The organism is Pseudomonas sp. CHM02 (assembly GCF_000612585.1).
Taxonomy (GTDB): domain Bacteria; phylum Pseudomonadota; class Gammaproteobacteria; order Pseudomonadales; family Pseudomonadaceae; genus Aquipseudomonas.
This window is the reverse complement of record NZ_JFCA01000024.1, coordinates 25,778-48,985: the sequence shown is the minus strand read 5'-3', so window position 1 is coordinate 48,985 and position 23,208 is coordinate 25,778. Positions and strand designations below refer to the sequence as shown.

Genomic DNA, 23,208 nt, shown 5'->3' with positions numbered 1-23,208 from the left:
GCCATGATCGGAATCGATAGGAACACCGGGGCAGCCGTCGATGACTGGCTGCAATTCGTGCAGCGCGCCACCCGAGCGCTGACCACTCCTGCAGGCACCCGCCAGAAGCGCCCGCTGTACGGCTCGTTGATCCCGCAACTGCTCGGCCAGAACCTTGGCGATGACCTGCTGATCCTCGCTCAGAGCCACGCCGCCCAAGCGTTCTATAACGCCCAGAACGGTATCGCCGACTTTCAACCCCAGGTCATCGTCGCCACTCGCCAGGGTGCCGGCTTGTTGCTGCGCTTCGCCGGCACCTGGAAAAACCGCCAACAATCCTTCGAGGTCGTGACATGAGCATGTTGATCCCTGGCCAGAACCAACTGGCGGAACCGGCCATCATCGCGGTGGACGAGTTCGAACCGTTGTTGGCCGAGTTCAAGGCCTTCGTCGTCGACTACGTCGCCACCCGAGCGCCGCAAAACGCGGCCAAACTCAAGGTCAGCCTCGACAATGAAAGCGAGCTGCTGACCCTGGCCCTGGAAGCGTTTTGCGTGCGCTTGCAAACCCACGAGCGCAAGTACAACGCCCGCATCAAACAGATGCTGGCGTGGTGGGCCACCGGCAGCAACCTGGATGCACGCCTGGCCGACATGGGGCTGGAGCGCCAGGTGCTCGATCCCGGTGACCCGGCTGCCTTCCCACCGGTGCCGCCGACGCTGGAAAGCGACGACGATGCTCGCCTGCGTTACTACCTGGCCCCTCATGCCCCGGCGGCAGGCTCGCGCATGCAATACCGTCGCGAGGTGTTCACCCTCGGCGAGCGACCGTCGGTCAAGGTGCAAAGCGCCACACCGGGCGTGGTCACCGTCAGCTACACCTTTGAGCCGGACGGCTACGCCGCCCAGGTCAAGGACGGCAACGGCCGGCGCACCGCCCCCGGCGAGGTGATGGTCACTGTGCTTTCAAGGGACGGCGATGGCACGGCGTCTGCTGATTTGCTTGACGGCGTACGGCGACATTTCGCACGGCCCGATGTAAGACCCGAGACTGACCTGGTCACCGTCCAAGGCGCGCAGATTCAACGCTACAAGATTCGCGTACTGGCCAAGATCAACGCCGGCCCGGATTCGGGGTTGACCCAAATCGCTGCGCAACAGCTGCTGCAAACCTACGCCGACTCCTGCCATCGCCTGGAAGGCCGAGTCGACCCCAGCTGGATCGACTACGCCATCCACAGCGCTGGCGCCGTGCAGCTGCAGATCCTCGAACCGCTGGAGCCGATCATCAGCACGGCGTTCCAGGCTCCGTACTGCACGGGCGTCGAGGTGGAGGTGCGCACGCTATGAGTGAACCTAAAGCGAGCCTGTTGCCGGCCAACAGTTCACCGCTGGAGAAAGGGTTGGACCTGGGTTTCGGCCAGTTGCTGGAGCGGGTAACACCACCGTTCCCACAGTTGATGGACCCAAATCGCACACCGGCAGCGTTCTTGCCCTACCTGGCAGCGGACCGCGCGGTGAACGAATGGAGCACCACGGCGCCCGAGGCCGAGAAACGCCTGACGGTCAAACTCGCCTGGCCCACCGCCCGCCAGGCTGGCACCCGCCAAGCCCTGGAAAACGCCGCCAAGGGCCTGCAACTCAGCCCCGAAGTGCGCGCCTGGTACGAGCAACAACCCCCCGGCGTGCCCTACAGCTTTGCCGTACGGGCCTGGACCGAATTGCCCTACAGCGAAACCATCGATGCCCGACTCGACCGCCGCCTGGCCGACGCCAAAAGCGAGCGCGACATTCTGTCGATCTCCGTGGGCCTGAGCGCCTCCGGTCGCCACAGCATCGGCGCCGCCACGCTGTGCGGCGAACTCACCACGATCTATCCCAACGTGCTGGCAGGCGTCGAGGCCTCAGGGCGCGCCTTTATGGCAGCCGGCCTCTACACCGTCGAAACCACCACCCTTTATCCACAGGAGCACTAAATGGCTGACTATTACACCCTGCTCACCGACGCGGGGATTGCCTACGAAACCGCCTGCAAGGCTGCCGGCGTACCAATCAAACTGGCGCAAATCTCCGTCGGCGACGGCAACGGCGCCGTCTACAACCCCGATGCCAGCGCAAAAGCGCTGAAACGCGAAGTCTGGCGCGGGCCGTTGAACGCCTTGTTTCAAGATGAGAAAAACGCCAACTGGTTGATGGCCGAAGTCACCATCCCTTCGGATGTGGGCGGCTGGTATGTGCGCGAAGCCGGGCTGTGGACGGACACCGGGATCCTGTATGCCATCGTCAAGTATCCGGAGTCGTATAAGCCGGTGTTGGCGACGTCGGGGTCGGGGAAAGAGTTTTATATTCGCTCGATCTTCGAGACGAGTAATGCGGCGATCGTGACGTTGTTGATTGATGACACGGTGGTGAAGGCGACTCGGGCTTGGGTGATGGATTATCTGAAGCAGGGGACGTACTCGAAGGCTGAGATTGAGGCAATGGTAGCCAAGGCGTCGGCATTGCCTGTGGGAACGATGGTTGCGTTTCCCGTTAATAAAGTGGCGCCAGGTTTTTTAGAGTTAGATGGAAGCATAAGAAGTGCTGCGACTTTTCCCGAGTTGGCGGTGTTTCTGGGCGGTCTTTTTAACAAGGGGGATGAAGGCGCTGGAAACTTTCGATTACCAGAATCACGTGGGGAGTTTTTGCGTGGGTGGGATCATGGGCGTGGAGTCGATGCTGGCCGTGTACTTGGCAGCTATCAGCTCGACCAGTTTCAAGGACACACGTTTTCTGGCGCGGGCTCTAGCGGTGGAAGTACGCCGGCATTTGATACGTGGGGCGCTGTTGGTACCCCAGTGGCGCAGAAGTATCCACCTGTTACTGATGGCATCAACGGTACCCCACGGGTTGGCAGTGAAACGCGCGCTCGCAACATGGCCGTAATGTGGTGCATCAAAGCCTGGAACGCACCGATCAACCAAGGAAATATCGACATCGCTGCGCTTGCTTCGGACTTGGCCGTTGCCATGCCCCGCCACTACCTTGGCGGTTTCCTTCTGTCTCTCAACTCCGCGGCACCGAACACAACCATCGATGTTTCTCCTGGAAGCGCGAGGGCTGCTGGTAACGCGGTGGTTCTATCCACAACTTTATCTGGAGTTTTGCAAGGTAGTGGTGTGTGGTCGGTTGGCAATGGTGGGAATAAGTTGGATATCTCAGTGAGAAACCCCAACACTTGGTATCACGTTTTTGTCATTCGACAGATTGTGGGTGGGGCAGCTGATCTGCTTTTTTCTGCCAGCCTGACGAGCCCGGTGGTACCTACCGGTTTTGAGTTGATTCGTCGCATCGGATCCTTCAAAACAGATGCTGAGGGCCCAATTGTTCCTTTTGTCATGGACCTGTTCAGTGCCGGGCGCCGGGCCTTTCGCTTTGTTAACCCCATACGGGACGCGATTGATGCAGATGTAACCACCACGGCACGTGCGATTGCATTGACTGTACCGCCAGGTATAACCGTTGAGGCAAGCGTGAGTACATGGATCTACACAAACAATATTCTCGCTTACTTCAGCCCTCTGGATACTGCAGACCTTGCATTTGGTGCCAACAGTTCCGCTGGCTACTTGACCGGTTACGTCTCCGGATACGGCTCTATCACTGACGCTTCTATTGACTCAATGGGCTTCAAGTTAGAGGTTCGGACTGATGTGAACGGTCAGATTCGTGGCCGCGCTAACATCGCTGGGAAATTTTCAATGCTGACGCTTGGCTGGTCTGAGTGAATTAGGAGGCAGCATGCCGTACGTTCAAAGAAATGATGCTGGGGAAATTACTGGAAAGTTTGCGAATTCCCAGTATGGGTACGCCGAGGAGTGGGTTGAAGAAGAAAGCCCGGAGCTGACGCTTGTCAGCCCTGCACAGTCAGCAGCTTTCGAGCGTTTCTTGCGTGACCAGCAATTGAAGGTGTTGGTTTGGCTTCGTGATCGTCACCGCGATCAGCTGGAAATAGGTGTTGACCCCACGCTATCTCACGACCAATTCAAAGCGCTATTGGTTTACATGCAAGTTCTTCGCGACTGGCCCCAGTCGCCCGAATTCCCGAACAGCGAGCACCGCCCCGTCGCACCTGCGTGGGTCGCCGATCAAATCGACTAACGCGCCGCATTGACGGGCGTTTTTTCCCCGCCGATCTTACCCCAAACCGCCTCCCGCGGTTTTTTTTCGCCTGGAGATTCTCTCTTATGCCCACCCGCCAAACCTACACCGTCCTCATCCCATTCCCCACCGGCGCCGGCCATTGGTCCACCGTCGGCCAGGAACTGGACCTACTGGATGTCGAAGCATCCGCCCTGCGCACCGCTGGCCGCCTGGAACTCACCAGCGTCCTCAACACCACCCCGGCCAAAAAGGCCACCACCAAGAAGGCTGACTAACATGGCTGAGGTTTTGAACTTCGAGCACAACGGCATCACCGTGAATGCCACCGAATCCCCCGAGGCCATGGGTGGCCTTGGCGATAATGTGATTGGTCTGGTCGGCACTGCGCCGAACGCCCATGCGTCGATCCCGAAAAACGCGCCGTTCCGTATCAACAGCTTCACCACCCAGGCGCTGCTGGACCCGACTGGCGCAGAGACGGGTACGCTGTTCCACGCCGTCTACCAAATCCTCAAAGTGGTCAAGGTGCCGGTCTACGTGGTGATCGTGGAGGAGGGCGCCACTCCGGCGGACACCCTCAACAACGTGATCGGCGGCGACGAGCCGGTCACCGGTCGCAAACTGGGCCTGGCTGCGCTGGCCAGCGTGCCGGAAGACCTGACCATTATTGGTGCCCCAGGCTTCACCGGTACCAAGGCCGTGGCCGGCGAGTTCGCCTCGTTCGGCAAACGCATCAAGGCCCGCGTGGTGTTGGATGGCAAGGACGCAAGCGTCGCCGACCAAGTGACCTACAGTGGCGAGCTGGGCGGTGCCGACTTGGGTTTCGACCGGTGCCTGCTGGTGCACAACATGCCGTCGGTGTACTCCAAGGCGGCGAAGAAAAACGTGTTTCTCGCGCCGTCATCCCTGGCCATCGCGGCGCTGGCCAAGGTCAAGCAATGGGAAAGCCCAGGTAATCAGGTGACGTTCGCCGAGGACGTTTCCCGCGTGGTCGAGTACAACATCCTCGACACCTCCACCGAAGGCGACCTGCTCAACCGCTACGGCGTGAGCTACTACGCCCGCACCATCCTCGGTGGCTTCTCGCTGCTAGGTAACCGTTCCATCACCGGCAAGTTCATCAGCTACGTCGGCCTGGAAGATGCCATCAGCCGCAAGCTGGTCCAGGCCGGCCAGAAAGCCATGGCCAAGAACCTCACCAAGTCCTTCATGGACCAGGAGGTCAAGCGCATCAACGACTGGCTGCAAACCCTGGTCGCCGACGAAACCATTCCCGGCGGCAGCGTGTACCTGCACCCGGAACTGAACAGTGTCGAGAAGTACAAGAACGGCACCTGGTACATCGTCATCGACTACGGCCGCTACGCGCCGAACGAACACATGATTTATCAACTCAATGCCCGCGATGAAATCATCGAGCAGTTCCTGGAGGACGTTCTCTAATGTTTACCAACCGAGTCAGACAGGCCATTGCGGCCACCCTTCAAGGCCTGCCGTTGTCCGCGACCGTGGAGGAGTTCACCCCGCCGAAGATCGAGTTCGAAATGGAGCCCATGTCCGGCGGTCGCTTCATTGCCGAGGAAATGGCCAAGAGCGGCAAGGCGCTCGGCGCCATACTGGTGCTGCAGGGCGCGGGCCCGGAAATCATGCTGGCCCTGGGTGTGCGCCTGGGTGATGACATCCTGCTCAACGTGCGGGAAGCCGGCCAGGACCAGGACGGCAAGACGTATTTCACCTATCACACAGTCGGCGGCAAGCTGAAATCCCTGTCCGAAGCCAAGCTGAAGATGGGCGACAAGGCCCTCACCACGCTTGAGTTGTCCTGCCGCACCTACACTCGCCTGGAAAACGGCATTCCAGTGATCGACATCGACGTACGCACCCAGAAGTTCGTCCTCAACGGCGTCGACATCCTCGGCGACGCCCGCCGCGCCGTGCTGATGCCTTAAGCCCAAACACGATTCCTGTAGGCGCTGGCGTGCCAGCGATCGCGTCACCTCGGTACACCCGACAAACCAAGTCGCCTGCATCGCCGGCAAGCCGGCTCCTACAACGACCGTGTTCACTGCAACGATTTTATCAAGGAATAGCCCCATGGCCTGGATGCCACCGCTGCATGCCCTGCTGTCCCCGATTACCGCCGACACCGGCGCGACGATCCAGCAGGTTCAACTCAAGCCGCTGTACTACGCCGCGCAAAAAGAAGCGCTGGCCCGGGCCGGTGATGACGAGGACGATCAGTTCTTCGAACTGGCGAAACTCGCCACCGGCCTGTCGGAAAAAGAACTCGACCAACTCAAGCGCCCGGACTACGTGACCATCGCCCAATACGTGCACGAGATGTCGACACGTCCCGCGTCGTTTTTCCTCGGTGAACCGGCGGCGTCGTCCCACGAAGAGCCCGTCCAATTGCTGCTGCCCCTCGACGCAGCGGGCCGTACCTTCAGCGAGTTGTTCCTGGAAATGCCCGCCCTGCGCGCCACCAAGGTGATGAAAAAACTCACCACCAACAAAGAGCGCGCCGAGTTCATCACCGCTCACTGCACAGGCCTGATGATCCCCGATCTCGCCGGCCTGACCGTGCCCGACTGGACCGGATTGCAGGAGCGCATTGACGATTTTTTAAATCAACCGGCGGCCTTCTTTCGCAACGCGACATCGAAGTGATCCTCGATGTGGTGCCGCTGGTTTACTCGGTAAATGAAGCGGAGATCCTCGAATGGGATGCCGCAAAAGCATTGCGCCGCTACGACATCGCGATGACTCGCCTTGGCGTTAAACAGGAGTAGAGCGGGATGCAAGACACTAAGTATGGGATCAAGCTCGCTCAGGAAGACTTCCGCTGGATGATCGGCGAGGCGGATCTTGGCAATGTGCTGGCACCGTTTTCCACAAGCGCTGCGGCACCTTTAAGCCTGGAAGCTGCATCGCAGCCGCCGTTTGAACTGCGCTCTGCGTTGGTTACCCTCAGTGTGGACATCAATGCCTTGACCCAGGAGCAAGTGCGACTGCGCGAGACGCTGGAGACGCTCAACAGCACGTTGTTCATCAATGGCGATTCGCTGGTGCCTAAAGCGGCCGATGTCGCCACGAGCGCATTGAAAGATGAGCCCGAGAAGCCCGCTGATGGTGCTCTGGAGAGCGCGGCCAAGGCGGTTGTAGGCGAGTTGTGGGACGCGTTGAAAAGCAAAGTTGCTGAAAAAGCGATTGATTGGGCCTGGGACCCGATCAGTAAGAAAGTCAAAGGTCGCAAAAAACTGGGTGGGCGTGGTTCAGGCCTGCTGAACCTATTCGGACAAAACCGCCAGGCCTTGGGTGCTTCGCCACCAGGCATTCAACCGGGTGCAACCACGCAAAGCTTTCAGTCCTTTGCCGGGGCAAGCGTTGCAGCGCCAACGTTATCGCGGCCAAACCTACCTTCGGGTGCCCTGAACGATGCCTTTGCCACGCTCGGATCCACCGGCATTCGGCGGCTGGCGCCATTGAGAACCGCCGAAGCTACCCTGGACGTGATTCAGGGTGTACGCAACGGCGACGCCAAAGCCATCGGCACCGGCTTGAGTACCGCCGGCGGTGCCTGGGCGGGCGCCTCTGCCGGCGCGGCGATCGGCACTTTGGTCTTCCCCGGCGCCGGCACCGTCGTCGGCGGGGCACTCGGTGGTTTATTGGGCAGTGAGGCAGGCGCCTGGCTGGGTGACAAATTGTTCGGTTCGAGTGATCGCCTGCCGCCACCGAACGCGGTCAGCACAGCGCTCAACAGTGCTCGTGCCGACAACATTCAAGTTTCGATTGCCCCGAGTATCCAGATTACCGGGGTCAACCCGGCCGACGCCCAGCAGGTGGTCAACCAAGTAATCCAGGCCCTGCAATTCCAATGCGTGCCGATGTTCACCGACTCGCTGGGGATCCGGCGCAACGCGGCATTGACCGATCATGGAGGTGATTGATGCGACAGCAAATGGTACTGGGCGACTTTATCTTTGGCCTTTCCCGAGGGTTTGCCTATTCCACGTTGGCCCGTAACAGCGACGGCGGCTGGAGCGACCTGGCGATTGTCGCCAGCAAGCCACAGTCGCGGCAAAGCGGGCAGAAGCTGGAAAAACTCACGTTCACCGGCGCCGCCATGTACGGCGTAGGCATGCAGCGACTGGATGAACTGCGTGCGCTGCAAAACAAGCGGGTGCCTTTGCCGCTGGTGGATGGGATCGGCCGCAACTGGGGCCTGTGGCGCATCAATTCGGTGCTGGAAAACCAGAACAATGTGATCGATGACGGTACCGCCATGGTCATGAGCTGGACCCTTGAACTGGAGGAATTCGTCAATGCGTAGAGTGCGAAGTATTGCTGGTGATTCGGTCAACCTGCTGCTCTACCGCGAGTTGGGGCGTTGCGATGACGTGGCGGAAGAAACCTTGTGGCGCTTGAACCCTGACCTTGCCGAGTACGCCCCGGTGCTACCGGCAGGCGTGTGGGTAATCGTGCCGGAGATGCAAGCACGGCCGGCAGTGTTGCGGCCTGTTCTGGCGTGGGATTGAGGAGGTTTTATGGCACAGGGATTTACGCCGATCGTGGAGTTTTACGGCGCCAATGCGGCGTTGCTCAATCAACGGATCATGGGCTGGAGTCACACCGACGCGGCGGGTATCGAGTCTGACCGGCTGGAGCTGACGCTCAATATCGAAGACCTTGAAGGTCTGCCGAGCTTGAGCGGCAAGATCGGCATGCGCGTCGGTTACTCAGAGTCGGGGCTGGTAGAGAAGGGCGAGTTCATGATTACCCAACGCACCCCCGTACTGTTTCCCATGCGCCTGATGATCGTCGCGACGGCCGCGCCTTTCAGCGTGGGCGACCCGCGTGGTTACCGTCAGCGGCGCTCCGCCAGTTACGGGCCTACGACCCTGGGGGCACTGTTTCGGCAACTGGTCGGCCGCCATGGTTTTTCGCCGCGTGTGGCGCCGTCGCTGGAGGGAATTGCGATTGCTCATATCGACCAGTCCAATGAAAGCGACATGGCGTTTATCACGCGACTGGCCAGGCGCTACAACGCGGTTACAAAGCCGTTCAACGAGCTGTATGTGCTGGCCGAAGCGGGGCAAGTCAAATCGTTGTCCCTTAAACAATTGCCGGAGGTGAAGTTGTCCGTGACCCAGGATAACCGTCCCGGTGATCAAGCCTTCATAACCGCCACGCTCAACGATAAGACCCGCTCCAAATACATGGGCAGCCGTGTTACCTGGTGGGATGTTGCCGATGGCAAACAGCACGTGGTTGAGGTCGGGGTCGCGCCGTTCAAGATCCTGCGCCAGCGTTGCCAGAACGAAGAGGAAGCGCGTGCCGTCGCTGAAGGTGAGCTGCGCCGCGTGGGGCGAGAGGGGCTGGAGATGGTGATCGATTGCCCTGGTAACCCGTTGGTGGCTGCCGAAGGACTGCTGCGCCTGGACGAAACCTGGCCGGCGTATATGCAAGGCCAGTGGTCGATAACCAAGGTGATCAATGTGGGGGACCCGGTAAAGGGCTATCGCAGTACGATCACGGCCGGTGGCTTGTCTACATAGGGACCTTTCAAGGTGAACGTGGTGGTGATAACTCAGCCTCAACTGATCCAAATCATGCCTGGAGCCCGCCGTGTAGCGGGCATTTTTTTAGCGGCTTTCAATGCCGCCTTTATCCGGTACCAGATCAACAGCGTGCAGCGCGCTGCCGCCTTCCTCGCCCAGATCGGCCACGAGTCCGGCGAACTGCACTACGTGCGCGAGCTGGGCAGCGCCGCGTATTTGAGCAAGTACGATACCGGTGCGTTGGCTGTGCGCCTGGGCAACACGCCCGAAGCGGATGGTGACGGCCAACAGTACCGTGGCAGGGGGCTGATCCAGATCACCGGGCGTCGCAACTATCTGGCCTGTAGCCTGGCACTGTTCGGCGACGATCGTCTGTTGCGGGAACCGACATTGTTGGAGCAGCCGCAATGGGCTGTCGCATCGGCCGCCTGGTTCTGGCAGAGCAACGGCCTGAACGAGCTGGCGGATCACGACCAGTTCACCACGATCACGCGGCGTATCAACGGCGGGCTCAATGGGCTGGAGGACCGTTTGCGCCTGTGGGCGCGTGCCAAGGCGGTGTTATGCGTGTCTTAGGCGTGTGCCGCCTGATCGGCGTATGCCTGCTGGTGGCTGTTGTCTGGCAGGTGCAGGCGTGGCGATACGGGGGGCAGCTTGAACGCTTGTCGGCAACACAGGCGCAGGCAGCCTTGCATCAACACCAGGCTGAACAAGCCAAACGACTGTTCCTGGAGCAACAGCTCAACGCCAGTGACCAACAACATGCACGGGAGTTGATCGATGCCCACCATAACCAGGCTGCTCTGCGCGACCGCCTGGCCACTGCTGATGTGCGGTTGTCAGTCCTTCTCGACGCGTCCAGTGACTGCCCAATGCCAGCCTCCGCCGCCACCGGCGGCGTGGTTCATGCAACCTCGCGAGCCCGACTTGACCCGGCGCATGCTCAGCGAATTATCGGCATCACCGACGACGGCGATAACGCCCTGATTGCCTTGCGCGCTTGCCAGGCCTATGTGCGCGCTGTTGCCCGTTAATCTCTTGTTCCAGTCTGTCGCTTGCATGCGCGATTTGCTCCTGTAGGGTAGGCAAATCCCCGCCCACTTCTGGAGACAATCGTGAAGGAAATCACTCAACTGGCTGCTGAACTGGGGCGCCGCCTGCAGGTGCTCAATGCCCATGTCACCACGGCCGAGTCTTGCACCGGTGGCGGTATCGCCGAGGCCATCACGCGGATTCCGGGCAGCTCGGCCTGGTTCGAGGCGGGATACGTCACCTACTCCAACCGCCAGAAGACCCGACAACTGAACGTGCCGGAAACGTTGTTTCCAAAAGTGGGGGCCGTCAGCCAGGAAGTGGTGGAGGCGATGGTCCGTGGCGCGCAGGAAAAAAGCCTGGCGCGCTTTGCCGTGGCGGTCAGCGGCGTGGCGGGGCCGGACGGCGGCTCGCCAGACAAACCGGTGGGCACGGTATGGCTGGCCTTCGGCGTTGGCGAGGAGCTGACGGCCGAGCTGCAGCACTTCCCCGGCAACCGCGATGAGGTCCGCCGACAAACGGTAAAGGCCGCGTTAGAGGGCTTGTTGCGACGAGCTGCAGCAGAAATAGAAAAACAGGGGTAGGCGATCTCCGATCTTTGTGGAACAATACTGTCTACTTATACAGGTGTTGGCCGACCAGGCCTTATTGATTACGTGAGGACTTTAATGGACGACAACAAGAAGAAAGCCTTGGCTGCGGCCCTGGGTCAGATCGAACGTCAATTCGGCAAGGGTGCCGTAATGCGTATGGGCGATCACGACCGTCAGGCGATCCCGGCTATTTCCACTGGCTCTCTGGGTCTGGACATCGCGCTCGGCATTGGCGGCCTGCCAAAAGGCCGTATCGTTGAAATCTACGGTCCTGAATCTTCCGGTAAAACCACCCTGACCCTGTCGGTGATTGCCCAGGCACAGAAAATGGGCGCCACCTGTGCGTTCGTCGACGCCGAGCACGCCCTCGACCCAGAATACGCCGGCAAACTGGGCGTCAACGTCGATGACCTGCTGGTTTCCCAGCCGGACACCGGTGAGCAAGCCCTGGAAATCACCGACATGCTGGTGCGTTCCAACGCCATCGACGTGATCGTGGTCGACTCCGTGGCTGCCCTGGTACCCAAGGCTGAAATCGAAGGCGAAATGGGCGACATGCATGTGGGCCTGCAAGCCCGTCTGATGTCCCAGGCGCTGCGTAAAATCACCGGTAACATCAAGAACGCCAACTGCCTGGTGATCTTCATCAACCAGATCCGCATGAAGATCGGCGTGATGTTCGGCAGCCCGGAAACCACCACCGGTGGTAACGCGCTGAAGTTCTACGCTTCGGTCCGTCTGGATATCCGCCGTACTGGCGCGGTTAAAGAAGGTGACGAGGTTGTCGGTAGCGAAACCCGCGTTAAAGTCGTGAAGAACAAAGTGGCCCCGCCTTTCCGTCAGGCCGAGTTCCAGATTCTCTACGGCAAGGGTATCTACCTGAACGGCGAGATGATCGACTTGGGCGTGCTGCACGGTTTCGTCGAGAAGTCCGGTGCCTGGTATGCCTACAACGGCAGCAAGATCGGCCAAGGCAAGGCCAACTCGGCCAAGTTCCTGGCGGACAATCCAGACATCGCCGCCGCGCTTGAAAAGCAGATCCGCGACAAGCTGCTGACTGCAGCGCCAGACGTGAAAGCTGCCGCCAACCGTGAGCCGGTTGAAGAAGTGGAAGAAGTCGACACTGACATCTGAACCAAACGATGACAGTTGTACTGGATACACTCGTCGCCGTTCGGCGCACCGCGATGGACCTGCTCGCTCGCCGCGAGCATGGTCGAGTCGAGCTGACGCGTAAACTGCGTCAGCGCGGCGCGGAGCCCGAGATGATCGAAACGGCCCTCGACCGCTTGACGGAAGAGGGGCTGCTTTCCGAATCCCGTTACCTCGAAAGTTTTGTCTCCTACCGAGCCCGTTCCGGCTACGGCCCTGCGCGCATCCGCGAAGAGCTGAGCCAGCGTGGCCTGCAGCGTGCGGATATCGACCTTGCCCTGCGTGAGTGCGGTATCAGTTGGCAGGCGCAGCTGGAAGATACCTGGCGGCGCAAGTTTTCTGGCCATCTTCCTATTGATGCCAAAGAGCGTGCGAAGCAGGGGCGGTTCTTGAGTTATCGCGGGTTTTCGATGGAGATGATCAGTCGCTTGTTGAGCGGTCGGGATATGGACGATTGAACTAGCCAAAAAACAAAAGACCCACTATGAAAATAGTGGGTCTTTTTTTTGCCCGCAAAAAATCAAGCCGGCTCCGGCGCCACTCGCTGCTGCGCCTTCCCCTGAGCCTGCGCCCAGTTTTCCGGCAGGTTGATGTAATCCACCAACTCACGCAGCCGGCCCTGATCGCGGCCATTGAAGTTGAACACCAACCGCGTCAAATGGCTGAACCTCGGCTCATCATGCTCTTCGCCGGTATACGCGAGTTGCTGGAACTCGCCACTCAGCCGCAGGCTGGCAAACTCGCTCTGTAAATGGGCCAATGCCCGTTCACTGAGTGGGTGATGCATGCGCACCACAAACTCACGCTTCAACCAGCGGGTGGAGTGGAAGTTGGCATAAAACTGGTTGATCTCTTCCACCGCCTCTTCGGCGCTATACACCAGGCGTACCAGCTTGAGGTCGGTGGGCAGGATGTAGCGGTTGGCTTCCAGCTGGCTGCGGATAAAGTCTAGGGCGCCTTGCCAGAACCCGCCGCCTGGCGCGTCCAGCAACACCACGGGTACCAGCGGGCTCTTGCCGGTCTGGATCAGGGTCAGTACTTCGAGCGCTTCATCCAGTGTGCCGAAACCACCGGGGCACAGGACCAATGCATCGGCTTCCTTGACGAAGAACAGCTTGCGCGTAAAGAAGAAGTGGAACGACAGCAGGTTCTCGGTGCCATCGATGGTCGGGTTGGCATGCTGTTCAAACGGCAGGGTGATGTTGAACCCCAGGCTGTGTTCCAGGCCGGCGCCTTCATGGGCAGCGGCCATGATGCCGCCGCCACCGCCGGTGATCACCATCAGGTCCGAGCGCGCCAGTGCAGCGCCGACTTCGCGGGCCAGGGCGTACAGTGGGCTTTCGACCGGCGTACGGGCCGAGCCAAACACCGTGACCTTGCGGCGGCCCTTGAACTGTTCCAGCACGCGGAAGGCGTGGTCCAGTTCGCGGATGGCTTGCAGGGTGATCTTGGCGTTCCAGCGGTTGCGGTCGTCCTGGGCCATGCGCAGCACGGTGAGAATCATGTCGCGATACAGGGGGATATTCGGGCTGTTGGGGGCGATCAACTGGAGTTGGGCTTCGACCTGTTGCGTGAGGTCGGCGCCGTTTTCTTCAAAGTGCCGGAGCAGGCTGTCATTCGGTTCGTAAGGCATTCAACTTCTCCTTCTTCACAGAGGCTGGGCCTGCGGCGAGAAATTCGTCCGGCGGCCGCGACACTGCATGTGTCGCTGCATGCCCATGGCATTGCACATGTTTGCCAAGCGGCAAACGGGCTCTGTATGTTCCTTGTGATTTAAAAACCTTTGCACTGCAAGTCGCAGGAGGGCAACCCTCTTTTGCCCTGAAAATGTTACAGAACGGCGTGAAAACCGTTGTGAACGGGCGGTTGGGATAGCTTGATCATGGGCCGAAAAACCCTTGGCTGGCAACCGCTTATTGGTCACTCATCAGGGCGTTTAGCCGTGTACGGGGAGTTGAAACGCAGGGAGTGCGCGCCACCGGACAGCAGCGCGCGATAGTCAGGCAAAGGTTACTTTTTCTTCTTTGCTGCAGCCGGTGCCGGGCAATCCGCTTCCACGAACTTTACCGATGCCACAGGACGGTTGGTCTTGTTCTCGGTGATTTCGTAGCGCATCACCACGCCCTTGGCCATCAGCTCGCGGTAGCCTTTGTTAAGGCATACGCTCTGGCCCAGCTGGAAATACACCGCCTTGGGGTTGGCGCGCATCTGTTCGGCACGGTCGGGAAGGACGCTCAGGTGATCGATCAGTTGCATGCCTTCTACGGTGTAGGCCACCTCCAGGGTTTTTTCGTCGATTTCCCGGGGCAGGTCCTTGTTGCTCTCGGCCGCGACGCTTTGCAGCTTCCGGTTCATTTGGGCCTCCAGCAGCGAGGCCGCCTGGGCGCACACGGGCAATACCAGCGCGAGGGCGACGGATGGGGCGACAAAACGCAGCATGGAACGCAGCATGAAACTCTCCTGATTCGGTTACTGGTGCATAGACCAGCCACTGCGCTGTGCGTTCAGTGGCGCGCAATTATAGGTGAGCCCCTGGCACTACAGCCAGGCGTATCGCTGGTAAACTGCGGCCACTTCCGCCTTCCACGAGTTTTCACCGTGTCGATTTACCCGTCCCAACGGCGCATCCGATGAGCCACGCCGTTTCCCGCCTGCGCACCCAGCGCCTGGCCCGCGCCGTCCGGCCGTTTCTCAATCGCGGCTCGCGTGCCGAACGCTGCCCCGGCTGCCGGGTTATCCCCGAGTACTGCCTGTGTGCCTGGCGGCCCAAGGTCACAGCGAAATCCGCCATGTGCCTGCTGATGCATGACGTCGAGCCGATGAAACCCAGCAACACCGGCTGGTTGATCGCCGATGTCATCGACGACACCACCGCGTTCGCCTGGTCGCGCACCGAGGTCGACCCCGCATTGCTCACCTTGCTCGCCGACCCGCAGTGGCAACCTTATATCGTGTTCCCCGGCGAATTCGTCGCCCCCGAGCGTGTGGTCAGCGAAGTGAAGGTGGAGGAGGGCAAGCGCCCGCTGTTCATCCTGCTGGACGGTACCTGGAGTGAGGCGCGCAAGATGTTCCGCAAAAGCCCGTATCTGGAGCATTTGCCGGTGCTCAGCCTGGCGCCGGAACAGCTGTCTCGCTACAAGCTGCGCCGCTCAAAGCGCGATGATCATTTCTGTACCGCCGAAGTCGCGGCCCTGTGCCTTGAACTGGCCGATGACCAGGCCGCCGGCGAAGTACTGGACGCCTATCTGGACGTGTTCAGTACCCATTACCTGGCGGCCAAGTTCCAGTTGCCCCTGGACCCGACGGACATCGTCCATACTCGTCTTGCGCCCTATATACCGACGGTATAGCCAGACGACGTTTGCATGATGGCACCCTAAACCCGCACGCCGCTAAAATGCCCGCGGGCGTAGTGCTTGACCCCCCAGGCTACGCTGGGCATGCTGGGCGCCGACTGGGGTGCAACCGTGAATTTTCGACGTCGTTCCAGGTGCTTTTGACGTCGAGCGTGCCCTGTGGCAATGGCTGCCTGGCCCTTGCCTTGTGTACTGGCGAACCCTGAACCCATCAGGGCTCCCATAAAAAACAGGATCATTTAATCAATGGCCACATACGAAATCCTGATAGCCGATGACCACCCGCTGTTTCGCAGCGCGCTGCATCAAGCAGTGACCCTGGGCCTTGGCCCGGACGTGCGCCTAGTGGAAGTGGCCAGCATTGCCGAGCTGGAAGCCCGCCTTACCGAGAAATCCGACTGGGACCTGGTGCTGCTCGACCTGAACATGCCCGGCGCCTACGGTTTCTCCGGGCTGGTGCTGTTGCGTGGGCAATACCCGCAGATCCCCGTGGTGATGGTCTCGGCCCAGGAAGAGGCCGATGTGGTAGTGCGCTCCAAGGAGTTTGGCGCCAGCGGTTTCATTCCCAAGTCCAGCGCGATGGAAGATATCCAGAAAGCCGTACGTACTGTGTTGGATGGCGACGTGTCCTGGCCGCCGCAGGCGTTTGAAGAAATCAACGTGTCCGACGAAGCCAAGGCCGCCCGTGATGGGCTCGCCAGCCTGACGCCCCAGCAGTTCCGCGTGCTGACCATGGTGTGCGAAGGCTTGTTGAACAAGCAGATTGCCTACGAGCTGAGTGTGTCGGAAGCGACGATCAAGGCCCATGTGACGGCGATCTTTCGCAAGCTGGGCGTGCGAACGCGTACCCAGGCGGCGCTGCTCTTGCAACAACTTGAGTCAATTTCGCAGCACTAAGCTGTCACCGGTTCACGCTTTTTTGACTTTGCGTGATCTAGTTTCCCCACTCCTTTGGTTCAGTTGCCTACATCTATGTCGCCTTTCAAGGGTCAAACCGGTATCAAACGTATCTTCAACGCTGGGGGTTATTCCCTGGATGGCCTGCGCGCAGCGTTCACCGGCGAGGCGGCGTTCCGCCAACTGGTGCTGCTCAATGTGATCCTGATCCCGGTGAGCTTTTTCCTGAACGTCAGCCGCGTCGAGCGGGCGCTGCTGATCGCCGTGTGCCTGCTGGCGTTGATCGTCGAGTTGCTCAACTCGGCGGTGGAAGCGGCGATCGACCGCATTTCCCTGGACCGCCACCCGCTGTCGAAAAACGCCAAGGACATGGGCAGCGCCGCGCAGTTCGTCGCGCTGACCATGATCACCCTGGTGTGGGCCGTGATCCTGGTCTGACCCTCAGGCAATGCTCGGCAGTACGATTTCGTCGCTGCGCTGAACCCCGGCGGTGAAGGCGCGGCACAGCTCCAGGAACTCGCGCATGGCCGAGGTCTGGTACTTCTGTTTATGCCAGATGAAGTAGAACTGCCGCGCCAGGTCCAGGTCCGGGGTCTCCACCGGCACCAGGCTGCCACGGCGGAAGGCGTCGCGCAGGGCCAGCCGCGAAATGCAGCCAATCCCCAGTCCCGACTCCACCGCACGCTTGATGGCCTCGGTGTGTTCAAGCTCCAGGCGGATATTCAGCGCACTGCGGTGATGGCGCATGGCTTGGTCAAACGTCAGGCGCGTGCCCGAGCCCTGTTCCCGCAGGATCCATGCCTCATGGGTCAACTCATCCATGCTCGCCACGCCACGCTTGGCCAGGTGGTGCTGCGGCGCGCAAAACACCACCAGCTCATCCTCGACCCAGGTTTGCACCTCGATATCCGGGTGGCTGCAGTCGCCTTCGATTAGACCCAGGTCAATTTCGTAATGCGCGACCTGATGCACGATATGGGCAGTGTTCTGCACATGCAGCTTCACCTGGCTCTCGGGGTGCTGCTGCATGAAACTGCCGATCAGCAGCGTGGCCAGGTAGTTGCCGATGGTGAGGGTGGCACCGACCGACAGGGAGCCGAAGCCAGACTTGCCGTTGAGCAGGTCCTCGATCTCCTTGGCCTGGTCCAGCAGCGCCACTGCCTGGGGCAACAGCTGGTGACCGAGGGCGTTGAGGCTCAGGCGCTTGCCGGCGCGGTCGAATAATTGGCAGCTGGATTGACGCTCCAGCTCGGTGATCGAGGTGCTGGCGGCGGATTGAGATAAGGCCAGAAGGCCAGCAGCGCGGGAGACGCTTTCCTGCTGGGCGACGGCGACGAAGACTTGCAGTTGACGGAGAGTAAATCGCATATCGATATAACCGATAACCCTTATCTTAATAATCCAGTTAACAGATATTGTCGCCGCCATTAGAATGCTGTGCAATTGCGCAACTACATTTGGCGCAGACCCATTTCCAGGAGTCCCCCGTACATGAGCAACATGAACCACGAGCGTGTCCTCAGTGTTCATCACTGGAACGACACTCTGTTCAGCTTCAAGTGCACCCGCGATCCGGGCCTGCGCTTCGAGAACGGTCAGTTCGTGATGATCGGCCTGCAACAACCCAACGGCCGCCCGCTCATGCGCGCTTACTCCATTGCCAGCCCGAACTGGGAAGAGCATCTGGAGTTCTTCAGCATCAAGGTGCCAGATGGCCCGTTGACTTCCCAATTGCAGCACTTGAAGGAAGGCGACGAGATCATCATCAGCAAGAAACCGACCGGCACCCTGGTGCTTGACGATTTGAAGCCGGGCAAACACTTGTACCTGCTCAGCACCGGTACCGGCCTTGCTCCCTTCATGAGCGTGATCCAGGACCCGGAAACCTACGAGCGTTTCGAAAAAGTGATCCTGTGCCACGGCGTGCGTTACGTCAACGAAGTCGCCTACCGCGAATTCATCACCGAGCACCTGCCGCAGAACGAATTCTTCGGCGAGGCCCTGCGTGACAAGCTGATCTACTACCCGACCGTGACCCGCGAGCCGTTCGAAAACGAAGGCCGCCTGACCGACCTGATGCGCAGCGGCAAGCTGTTCAGCGATATCGGCCTGCCGCCGATCAACCCTGAGGACGACCGCGCCATGCTGTGCGGCAGCCCAAGCATGCTGGACGAAACCAGCGAAGTGTTGAACAGCTTCGGCTTGAAAGTTTCGCCGCGCATGCGTGAGCCAGGTGACTACCTGATCGAACGCGCATTCGTCGAAAAATAAACACCGACCAACTGTAGGAGCCGGCTTGCCGGCGATGCCCTTCAAGGCGCCGCGATTATCCAGAATAAACGCGTCATCGTTGACGACCATCGCCGGCAAGCCGGCTCCTACAGTAAAAGAAAAGCCCGCGTTGCCTGTGAAGGCAGCGCGGGCTTTTTCGTCTCTGCGGTTTACTGGGCGGGTAGCACTTCCAGCACACAAATCATCCCGGCCTCGGGATAGTGCCAACGCACATCCACATCCCAGAACTGCGCGCCATACTCCCGCTCAGGCCCAGGCGTTTGATACGCCGGACGCGGATCCTGTGCCAGGCACTGCTCAATCAACGCCACCAACGGCTCGTCCAGCCGCTGGGCATGGCTTTGTGCCTGGTGCAGTGCCGTCTTCAGCCACTGGACGGGAATCAATGTGGGCGCGCCACTGGCCATGTCATTGGTGGCCGTGTCGACGATGTCGGCATATGGCACATATGGCTTGATATCCAGCACCGGCGTGCCGTCCAGCAGGTCAATCCCGGAAATCCACAGCCGCCCTGGCTCGACCTTGTCCAGCTTCACCACCGACTGGCCAATGCCATTGGGCCGGTGGGTCGCACGGGTGGCAAACACACCCATGGAGGTGTTGCCGCCCAGGCGCGGAGGGCGCACCTTCAAGCGGGGCTTGTCTTCCAGCGCCTGGTGGAACAGGAACAGCAGCCACACATGGCTGACCTGCTCCAGGCCTTGCACTGCTTCACCCCCGTCGAACGGCGCCACCAACTCCAGCACGCCACGGGCGGCCGGTGCCAACTGCGGCTGGCGCGGGATGGCGAACTTCTCCTTGAAGCAGGAGCGCACGAAACCGACGGGCGAGACTTGGTAACTCATGGCTTACGCACGAACCCGCAGCGTCAGCCCCTTGAGGAAGTTACGCAGCAACTGGTCGCCGCACGGACGGTAGTTGGTGTGGCCGAACTTGCGGAACAGCGCGCTCAGCTCAGGCTTGGACACTGGAAACTCGGCGGCCTTGAGGATGGCGTGCATGTCGTCTTCCTTCAGCTCGAAGGCCACGCGCAGCTTCTTGAGGATGATGTTGTTGGTCACCGGCGTCTCGATCGGCTGCGGCGGGCGGCTTTCGTCCTTGCCGCGCTTGAAGATCACCAGGCCATCGAGGAAGTGGGCCATGACTTCATCCGGGCAGAACACGAAGCCTTCTTCCTCGTCCTTCTTGAGGTAGGTCAGCAGGTCGTCCTTGGTCACGTCCATGCCGCCGAGCTTGATGATCTCGACCATCTTGTTGTCGCTGATGTCGAGCATGTAGCGCACGCTGCGCAGTACGTCGTTGTGAATCATGGTAGGCAATCCTGGTATTCAACTGAGGACACCGCCGCCATGGGCGGTGTCGAGAAAAGGGCCGCGGCTTAGAACTTCTCTTTGCCGGACAGGTAACGCCATTGGCCAACCGGCACCTTGCCGATGGACACGCCGCCGATGCGGATGCGGCGAATGGCGATGACTTTCAGGCCAACCGCTTCGCAGAACAGCGCGATCACGCCTGGCTGCGGGTTTTTCATCGCAAAGCGCAGGCGGTTTTCGTTCTGCCAGCTGGCTTTGACGGCCGGCAGCTCCTTGCCTTTGTAGGTCAGGCCGTGGTTCAGGCGGTTAAGGCCGTGGGCAACCATGTCGCCTTCGACTTCCACCACGTATTCCTGCTCGATCTTGGCGGCATCGGCGGTCAACTTGCGCAGGATCTTCCAGTCCTGGGTAAACACCAGCAGGCCGCTGGCCTTGGCTTGCAGGTCGGCGCTGGCGGTCAGTCGCAGGAAGTGGCCCTTGAGCGGGCGCTTGCCGAAGCGGTGTTCGTCCGAGAGCGTCTCGGCGCTGATCGACGCCATGGCCGTTTCGGCATCCACGCCGGCCGGGGCGTGGAGCAGGATGGTCACCGGCTCGGGCGCGGTGGCCTTGGCTTCAGGGTCGAGTTCGACCTTTTGGGTGGTGACCTTGAACTGCGGCTCGTCGATCACTTCTCCGTCCACCGAGACCCAGCCGCCTTCGATAAACAGCTCAGCCTCCCGACGGGAGCAACCGACCAGTTCGATAAGGCGTTTGGAGAGGCGTATGGGGTCAGTCATGACAAGGGCCGTAGCAAAAGGGGGCGGCTATTGTACCTGCCTGGCGCCGGTTAATCCCGGCTCCATTTCAGTGCTGTCGCTTTTTGTGGGCGCTTGCCGGCGATGGCATCGCGGCGGTGCACCTGATACAACGAGTTGCCTGCATCGCAGGCAAGCCAGCTCCCACACGTGCTTTGCGCGTTGTCAGCCACTGCGCAGGTGTTGCTGCTGGCGCAAACGCAGGTGTAGCAGTGGGTAAGGCTGGCCCAGGCCGTCATGCTCCGTGCGTCCGATCACTTCGAAACCCTGTTTGAGGTAAAAGCCCAAGGCCTGGGGGTTCTGCTCGTTCACTTCCAGCTCGTCGGCATTCATATGCTCGACCGCATAGCACAGCAATTGTCGGCCAAGGCCCTGGCCCCGGTGTTGCGGGTCGATAAACAGCATCTCGACCTTGCCGGCGGCCACGCCGGCAAACCCGGTGATGCATTGGTGCGAGTCTTTGGTGCAAATCAGCATCACCGTGTCCAGATAGTGAGTCAGCACCAGGTTTCTCAGTAGCTCGATGTAGCTGTCCGGGAGAAAGTCATGGGTAGCCCGCACCGAGGACTCCCAGATTTCAGTCAGTTTTTGATAGTCGCTGGTTTTAGGTGTGTGGATGACCGAATGCCGACGCATGCTCGCTGCCCCTGCCGATGATTGTCGATGGGCAAACGATAGACGTAAAAAAGCCCCGCATCTTGATCAGATGCAGGGCTTTTTGCGTTGTTACCGATCAGTCGCGCTTTTCAGCCCACAGGTCGTATTCGTCGGCATCGGTCACGGTGCACCAGACCTTGTCGCCCGGCTTCAGGCCGCTGGCATCGTCGATAAAGACGTTACCGTCGATTTCAGGTGCATCGAAGAAGCAACGGCCCACTGCGCCTTGCTCATCGACTTCATCGATCAGCACTTCGATTTCCTTGCCGATGCGCAGTTGCAGGCGTGCCGAGCTGATGGCCTGCTGGTGCGCCATGAAACGCTCCCAACGGTCCTGCTTGACGTCGTCCGGTACCACGGCCAGGTCCAGCAGGTTGGCCGGGGCGCCTTCGACCGGCGAGTACTGGAAGCAGCCGACGCGGTCCAGTTGGGCTTCGGTCAGCCAGTCCAGCAGGTACTGGAAGTCTTCTTCGGTTTCGCCGGGGAAGCCGACGATGAAGGTCGAACGGATGATCAGCTCCGGGCAGATCTCGCGCCAGTTCTTGATGCGCGCCAGGGTCTTGTCTTCGAAGGCCGGGCGTTTCATGGCCTTGAGCACTTTGGGGCTGGCGTGCTGGAACGGGATGTCCAGGTACGGCAGGATCTTGCCGGCGGCCATCAGCGGGATCAGCTCGTCCACGTGCGGGTACGGGTAGACGTAGTGCAGGCGCACCCACACGCCCAGGCTGCTGAGGGCTTCGCACAGTTCGGTCATGCGGGTTTTCACCGGCGCGCCGTTCCAGAAACCGGTGCGGTACTTCACGTCGACGCCGTAGGCGCTGGTGTCCTGGGAGATCACCAGCAGCTCTTTGACGCCGGATTTGACCAGGCGCTGGGCTTCGTCCAGCACGTCACCGACCGGGCGGCTGACCAGCTTGCCGCGCATCGACGGGATGATGCAGAAGCTGCAGCTGTGGTTGCAGCCTTCAGAAATCTTCAGGTAGGCATAGTGACGCGGCGTCAGCTTGATGCCTTGCGGCGGCACCAGGTCGATCAGCGGGTTGTGGTCCTGGCGCGGTGGCACCACTTCGTGCACGGCGTTGACCACCTGCTCGTACTGCTGCGGGCCGGTCACCGCCAGCACGCTCGGGTGCACGTTGCGGATATTGCCTTCTTCCACGCCCATGCAGCCGGTCACGATGACCTTGCCGTTTTCCTTGATGGCTTCGCCGATCACTTCCAGCGACTCTGCCTTGGCCGAGTCGATGAAGCCGCAGGTGTTGACCACCACCACGTCGGCGTCCTGGTAAGTGGACACAACGTCATAGCCTTCCATACGCAGTTGCGTGAGGATGCGCTCGGAGTCGACCAGAGCCTTCGGGCAACCCAGGGAAACAAAGCCAACCTTGGGGTTGGCCTTTGCGATGGTGGTGGACATGTCTAACCTCGGTATTGAATGACGTC

At 60.3% G+C, this 23,208-nt stretch carries 31 protein-coding genes; 23 read left to right on the top strand and 8 right to left on the bottom strand.

Going from position 1 to position 23,208, the window contains the following annotated elements; translation table 11 throughout:
* The first annotated feature begins 3 nt into the window (after window positions 1-3).
* From BM70_RS0115500 to recX, 19 genes are all read left to right on the top strand, one after another.
* On the top strand, window positions 4-336 hold the full coding sequence (locus BM70_RS0115500) for a phage baseplate protein (RefSeq protein WP_025856858.1): 333 nt from the start codon (window positions 4-6) through the stop codon (window positions 334-336).
* Window positions 333-1,328, top strand: a complete 996-nt coding sequence (locus BM70_RS0115495) for a baseplate J/gp47 family protein (protein WP_025856857.1) — start codon at window positions 333-335, stop codon at window positions 1,326-1,328. Before BM70_RS0115500 ends, BM70_RS0115495 begins: the two co-directional genes overlap by 4 nt.
* Window positions 1,325-1,954 carry a phage tail protein I gene (locus BM70_RS0115490; protein ID WP_025856856.1) on the top strand — a complete coding sequence of 210 codons (630 nt, stop codon included), beginning with the start codon at window positions 1,325-1,327 and terminating at the stop codon, window positions 1,952-1,954. The genes BM70_RS0115495 and BM70_RS0115490 overlap by 4 nt, the downstream gene beginning before the upstream one ends.
* A complete protein-coding gene (locus BM70_RS33635) occupies window positions 1,955-3,745 on the top strand; it encodes a phage tail protein (protein WP_025856855.1) in 1,791 nt (596 codons plus the stop codon).
* 13 nt (window positions 3,746-3,758) lie between these two features.
* Window positions 3,759-4,118 (top strand): phage tail assembly chaperone, encoded by a 360-nt coding sequence (locus tag BM70_RS32415; RefSeq protein ID WP_025856854.1) that lies wholly within the window; start codon window positions 3,759-3,761, stop codon window positions 4,116-4,118.
* 86 nt (window positions 4,119-4,204) lie between these two features.
* Entirely contained in the window at window positions 4,205-4,396 is a 192-nt protein-coding gene (locus BM70_RS0115475) for a hypothetical protein (RefSeq protein WP_025856853.1), read from the top strand.
* A 1-nt stretch (window position 4,397) separates the two neighbouring features.
* Entirely contained in the window at window positions 4,398-5,564 is a 1,167-nt protein-coding gene (locus tag BM70_RS0115470; protein WP_025856852.1) for a tail protein, read from the top strand.
* The gene (locus BM70_RS0115465) at window positions 5,564-6,070 is read left to right on the top strand and encodes a phage major tail tube protein (protein WP_025856851.1); all 507 of its coding nucleotides are present in this window, start codon (window positions 5,564-5,566) and stop codon (window positions 6,068-6,070) included. The genes BM70_RS0115470 and BM70_RS0115465 overlap by 1 nt, the downstream gene beginning before the upstream one ends.
* Window positions 6,071-6,215: 145 nt before the next feature.
* Window positions 6,216-6,788 (top strand): phage tail assembly protein, encoded by a 573-nt coding sequence (locus BM70_RS0115460; RefSeq protein WP_025856850.1) that lies wholly within the window; start codon window positions 6,216-6,218, stop codon window positions 6,786-6,788.
* Window positions 6,785-6,910, top strand: coding sequence for a hypothetical protein (locus BM70_RS33630; protein ID WP_043274278.1), 126 nt, complete (start codon window positions 6,785-6,787; stop codon window positions 6,908-6,910). The genes BM70_RS0115460 and BM70_RS33630 overlap by 4 nt, the downstream gene beginning before the upstream one ends.
* Window positions 6,911-6,916: 6 nt before the next feature.
* Complete coding sequence (locus BM70_RS0115450; protein ID WP_025856849.1) at window positions 6,917-8,068, top strand: hypothetical protein; 1,152 nt, start codon at window positions 6,917-6,919, stop codon at window positions 8,066-8,068.
* Window positions 8,068-8,451 (top strand): phage tail protein, encoded by a 384-nt coding sequence (locus BM70_RS0115445; RefSeq protein WP_025856848.1) that lies wholly within the window; start codon window positions 8,068-8,070, stop codon window positions 8,449-8,451. Before BM70_RS0115450 ends, BM70_RS0115445 begins: the two co-directional genes overlap by 1 nt.
* Window positions 8,444-8,656 (top strand): tail protein X, encoded by a 213-nt coding sequence (locus tag BM70_RS0115440; protein ID WP_025856847.1) that lies wholly within the window; start codon window positions 8,444-8,446, stop codon window positions 8,654-8,656. The genes BM70_RS0115445 and BM70_RS0115440 overlap by 8 nt, the downstream gene beginning before the upstream one ends.
* 9 nt (window positions 8,657-8,665) lie before the next feature.
* Complete coding sequence (locus BM70_RS0115435; protein ID WP_025856846.1) at window positions 8,666-9,676, top strand: contractile injection system protein, VgrG/Pvc8 family; 1,011 nt, start codon at window positions 8,666-8,668, stop codon at window positions 9,674-9,676.
* 21 nt (window positions 9,677-9,697) lie between these two features.
* Window positions 9,698-10,255, top strand: a complete 558-nt coding sequence (locus BM70_RS0115430) for a glycoside hydrolase family 19 protein (RefSeq protein ID WP_025856845.1) — start codon at window positions 9,698-9,700, stop codon at window positions 10,253-10,255.
* Window positions 10,243-10,713, top strand: coding sequence for a lysis system i-spanin subunit Rz (locus tag BM70_RS32410; protein WP_025856844.1), 471 nt, complete (start codon window positions 10,243-10,245; stop codon window positions 10,711-10,713). The genes BM70_RS0115430 and BM70_RS32410 overlap by 13 nt, the downstream gene beginning before the upstream one ends.
* Before the next feature lie 81 nt (window positions 10,714-10,794).
* Window positions 10,795-11,295, top strand: a complete 501-nt coding sequence (locus tag BM70_RS0115420; RefSeq protein WP_025856843.1) for a CinA family protein — start codon at window positions 10,795-10,797, stop codon at window positions 11,293-11,295.
* Between the two features lie 84 nt (window positions 11,296-11,379).
* A complete protein-coding gene (gene recA / locus BM70_RS0115415) occupies window positions 11,380-12,438 on the top strand; it encodes a recombinase RecA (protein ID WP_025856842.1) in 1,059 nt (352 codons plus the stop codon).
* A gap of 8 nt (window positions 12,439-12,446) precedes the next feature.
* Entirely contained in the window at window positions 12,447-12,914 is a 468-nt protein-coding gene (gene recX, locus BM70_RS0115410; protein ID WP_025856840.1) for a recombination regulator RecX, read from the top strand.
* A gap of 62 nt (window positions 12,915-12,976) precedes the next feature.
* Here the strand turns inward: recX and BM70_RS0115405 are convergent, their stop codons facing one another.
* Both BM70_RS0115405 and BM70_RS0115400 read right to left on the bottom strand, forming a co-directional pair.
* Complete coding sequence (locus BM70_RS0115405) at window positions 12,977-14,089, bottom strand: TIGR00730 family Rossman fold protein (protein ID WP_025856839.1); 1,113 nt, start codon at window positions 14,087-14,089, stop codon at window positions 12,977-12,979.
* A gap of 377 nt (window positions 14,090-14,466) precedes the next feature.
* Window positions 14,467-14,907, bottom strand: coding sequence for a PA3611 family quorum-sensing-regulated virulence factor (locus BM70_RS0115400; RefSeq protein WP_025856838.1), 441 nt, complete (start codon window positions 14,905-14,907; stop codon window positions 14,467-14,469).
* A 179-nt stretch (window positions 14,908-15,086) separates the two neighbouring features.
* Between BM70_RS0115400 and BM70_RS0115395 the strand changes: the two genes are divergently transcribed.
* The 3 genes from BM70_RS0115395 (at window position 15,087) to BM70_RS0115385 (ending at window position 17,147) form a co-directional block, all read left to right on the top strand.
* Window positions 15,087-15,806, top strand: a complete 720-nt coding sequence (locus BM70_RS0115395; RefSeq protein ID WP_025856837.1) for a tRNA-uridine aminocarboxypropyltransferase — start codon at window positions 15,087-15,089, stop codon at window positions 15,804-15,806.
* Window positions 15,807-16,058: 252 nt separating this feature from the next.
* A complete protein-coding gene (erdR, locus tag BM70_RS0115390) occupies window positions 16,059-16,709 on the top strand; it encodes a response regulator transcription factor ErdR (protein ID WP_003189050.1) in 651 nt (216 codons plus the stop codon).
* 75 nt (window positions 16,710-16,784) lie between these two features.
* Complete coding sequence (locus tag BM70_RS0115385; RefSeq protein WP_012722527.1) at window positions 16,785-17,147, top strand: diacylglycerol kinase; 363 nt, start codon at window positions 16,785-16,787, stop codon at window positions 17,145-17,147.
* Between the two features lie 3 nt (window positions 17,148-17,150).
* On the opposite strand, the gene BM70_RS0115380 is transcribed toward BM70_RS0115385, so the two are convergent.
* Window positions 17,151-18,077: a LysR family transcriptional regulator gene (locus BM70_RS0115380; RefSeq protein WP_025856836.1), complete on the bottom strand. Its 927-nt coding sequence runs from the start codon at window positions 18,075-18,077 to the stop codon at window positions 17,151-17,153.
* A 123-nt stretch (window positions 18,078-18,200) separates the two neighbouring features.
* Between BM70_RS0115380 and fpr the strand changes: the two genes are divergently transcribed.
* Window positions 18,201-18,980, top strand: coding sequence for a ferredoxin-NADP reductase (gene fpr / locus BM70_RS0115375; protein WP_003189055.1), 780 nt, complete (start codon window positions 18,201-18,203; stop codon window positions 18,978-18,980).
* Window positions 18,981-19,150: 170 nt separating this feature from the next.
* Here fpr and tsaA read toward each other — a convergent pair whose 3' ends face one another.
* The 5 genes from tsaA to rimO all read right to left on the bottom strand — a co-directional run bounded on the left by tsaA (window position 19,151) and on the right by rimO (window position 23,182).
* Entirely contained in the window at window positions 19,151-19,846 is a 696-nt protein-coding gene (gene tsaA / locus BM70_RS0115370) for a tRNA (N6-threonylcarbamoyladenosine(37)-N6)-methyltransferase TrmO (protein WP_025856835.1), read from the bottom strand.
* Window positions 19,847-19,849: 3 nt separating this feature from the next.
* Window positions 19,850-20,311: a DUF1456 family protein gene (locus BM70_RS0115365; protein ID WP_010212675.1), complete on the bottom strand. Its 462-nt coding sequence runs from the start codon at window positions 20,309-20,311 to the stop codon at window positions 19,850-19,852.
* Between the two features lie 68 nt (window positions 20,312-20,379).
* Window positions 20,380-21,090 (bottom strand): rRNA pseudouridine synthase, encoded by a 711-nt coding sequence (locus tag BM70_RS0115360; RefSeq protein ID WP_025856834.1) that lies wholly within the window; start codon window positions 21,088-21,090, stop codon window positions 20,380-20,382.
* A gap of 183 nt (window positions 21,091-21,273) precedes the next feature.
* Window positions 21,274-21,744, bottom strand: coding sequence for a GNAT family N-acetyltransferase (locus BM70_RS0115355; protein ID WP_025856833.1), 471 nt, complete (start codon window positions 21,742-21,744; stop codon window positions 21,274-21,276).
* 97 nt (window positions 21,745-21,841) lie between these two features.
* Window positions 21,842-23,182, bottom strand: a complete 1,341-nt coding sequence (rimO, locus tag BM70_RS0115350) for a 30S ribosomal protein S12 methylthiotransferase RimO (RefSeq protein ID WP_003231334.1) — start codon at window positions 23,180-23,182, stop codon at window positions 21,842-21,844.
* Window positions 23,183-23,208 lie beyond the last annotated feature (26 nt).

Bases quoted from the DNA above. Each gene is read 5' to 3' on its own strand.
- erdR (WP_003189050.1), top strand. From the start codon at position 16,059: ATGGCCACATACGAAATCCTGATAGCCGATGACCACCCGCTGTTTCGC.
- BM70_RS0115470 (WP_025856852.1), top strand. From the start codon at position 4,398: ATGGCTGAGGTTTTGAACTTCGAGCACAACGGCATCACCGTGAATGCC.
- BM70_RS0115465 (WP_025856851.1), top strand. From the start codon at position 5,564: ATGTTTACCAACCGAGTCAGACAGGCCATTGCGGCCACCCTTCAAGGC.
- BM70_RS0115400 (WP_025856838.1), bottom strand. From the start codon at position 14,907: ATGCTGCGTTCCATGCTGCGTTTTGTCGCCCCATCCGTCGCCCTCGCG.
- BM70_RS0115500 (WP_025856858.1), top strand. From the start codon at position 4: ATGATCGGAATCGATAGGAACACCGGGGCAGCCGTCGATGACTGGCTG.
- BM70_RS32410 (WP_025856844.1), top strand. From the start codon at position 10,243: ATGCGTGTCTTAGGCGTGTGCCGCCTGATCGGCGTATGCCTGCTGGTG.
- BM70_RS0115450 (WP_025856849.1), top strand. From the start codon at position 6,917: ATGCAAGACACTAAGTATGGGATCAAGCTCGCTCAGGAAGACTTCCGC.
- BM70_RS0115440 (WP_025856847.1), top strand. From the start codon at position 8,444: ATGCGTAGAGTGCGAAGTATTGCTGGTGATTCGGTCAACCTGCTGCTC.
- BM70_RS0115435 (WP_025856846.1), top strand. From the start codon at position 8,666: ATGGCACAGGGATTTACGCCGATCGTGGAGTTTTACGGCGCCAATGCG.
- BM70_RS0115360 (WP_025856834.1), bottom strand. From the start codon at position 21,090: ATGACTGACCCCATACGCCTCTCCAAACGCCTTATCGAACTGGTCGGT.
- BM70_RS32415 (WP_025856854.1), top strand. From the start codon at position 3,759: ATGCCGTACGTTCAAAGAAATGATGCTGGGGAAATTACTGGAAAGTTT.
- BM70_RS0115445 (WP_025856848.1), top strand. From the start codon at position 8,068: ATGCGACAGCAAATGGTACTGGGCGACTTTATCTTTGGCCTTTCCCGA.
- recX (WP_025856840.1), top strand. From the start codon at position 12,447: ATGACAGTTGTACTGGATACACTCGTCGCCGTTCGGCGCACCGCGATG.
- BM70_RS0115405 (WP_025856839.1), bottom strand. From the start codon at position 14,089: ATGCCTTACGAACCGAATGACAGCCTGCTCCGGCACTTTGAAGAAAAC.
- recA (WP_025856842.1), top strand. From the start codon at position 11,380: ATGGACGACAACAAGAAGAAAGCCTTGGCTGCGGCCCTGGGTCAGATC.
- BM70_RS0115495 (WP_025856857.1), top strand. From the start codon at position 333: ATGAGCATGTTGATCCCTGGCCAGAACCAACTGGCGGAACCGGCCATC.
- tsaA (WP_025856835.1), bottom strand. From the start codon at position 19,846: ATGAGTTACCAAGTCTCGCCCGTCGGTTTCGTGCGCTCCTGCTTCAAG.
- rimO (WP_003231334.1), bottom strand. From the start codon at position 23,182: ATGTCCACCACCATCGCAAAGGCCAACCCCAAGGTTGGCTTTGTTTCC.
- BM70_RS0115380 (WP_025856836.1), bottom strand. From the start codon at position 18,077: ATGCGATTTACTCTCCGTCAACTGCAAGTCTTCGTCGCCGTCGCCCAG.
- BM70_RS0115365 (WP_010212675.1), bottom strand. From the start codon at position 20,311: ATGATTCACAACGACGTACTGCGCAGCGTGCGCTACATGCTCGACATC.
- BM70_RS0115475 (WP_025856853.1), top strand. From the start codon at position 4,205: ATGCCCACCCGCCAAACCTACACCGTCCTCATCCCATTCCCCACCGGC.
- BM70_RS0115460 (WP_025856850.1), top strand. From the start codon at position 6,216: ATGGCCTGGATGCCACCGCTGCATGCCCTGCTGTCCCCGATTACCGCC.
- BM70_RS0115395 (WP_025856837.1), top strand. From the start codon at position 15,087: ATGAGCCACGCCGTTTCCCGCCTGCGCACCCAGCGCCTGGCCCGCGCC.
- fpr (WP_003189055.1), top strand. From the start codon at position 18,201: ATGAGCAACATGAACCACGAGCGTGTCCTCAGTGTTCATCACTGGAAC.
- BM70_RS0115355 (WP_025856833.1), bottom strand. From the start codon at position 21,744: ATGCGTCGGCATTCGGTCATCCACACACCTAAAACCAGCGACTATCAA.
- BM70_RS0115490 (WP_025856856.1), top strand. From the start codon at position 1,325: ATGAGTGAACCTAAAGCGAGCCTGTTGCCGGCCAACAGTTCACCGCTG.
- BM70_RS0115385 (WP_012722527.1), top strand. From the start codon at position 16,785: ATGTCGCCTTTCAAGGGTCAAACCGGTATCAAACGTATCTTCAACGCT.
- BM70_RS33635 (WP_025856855.1), top strand. From the start codon at position 1,955: ATGGCTGACTATTACACCCTGCTCACCGACGCGGGGATTGCCTACGAA.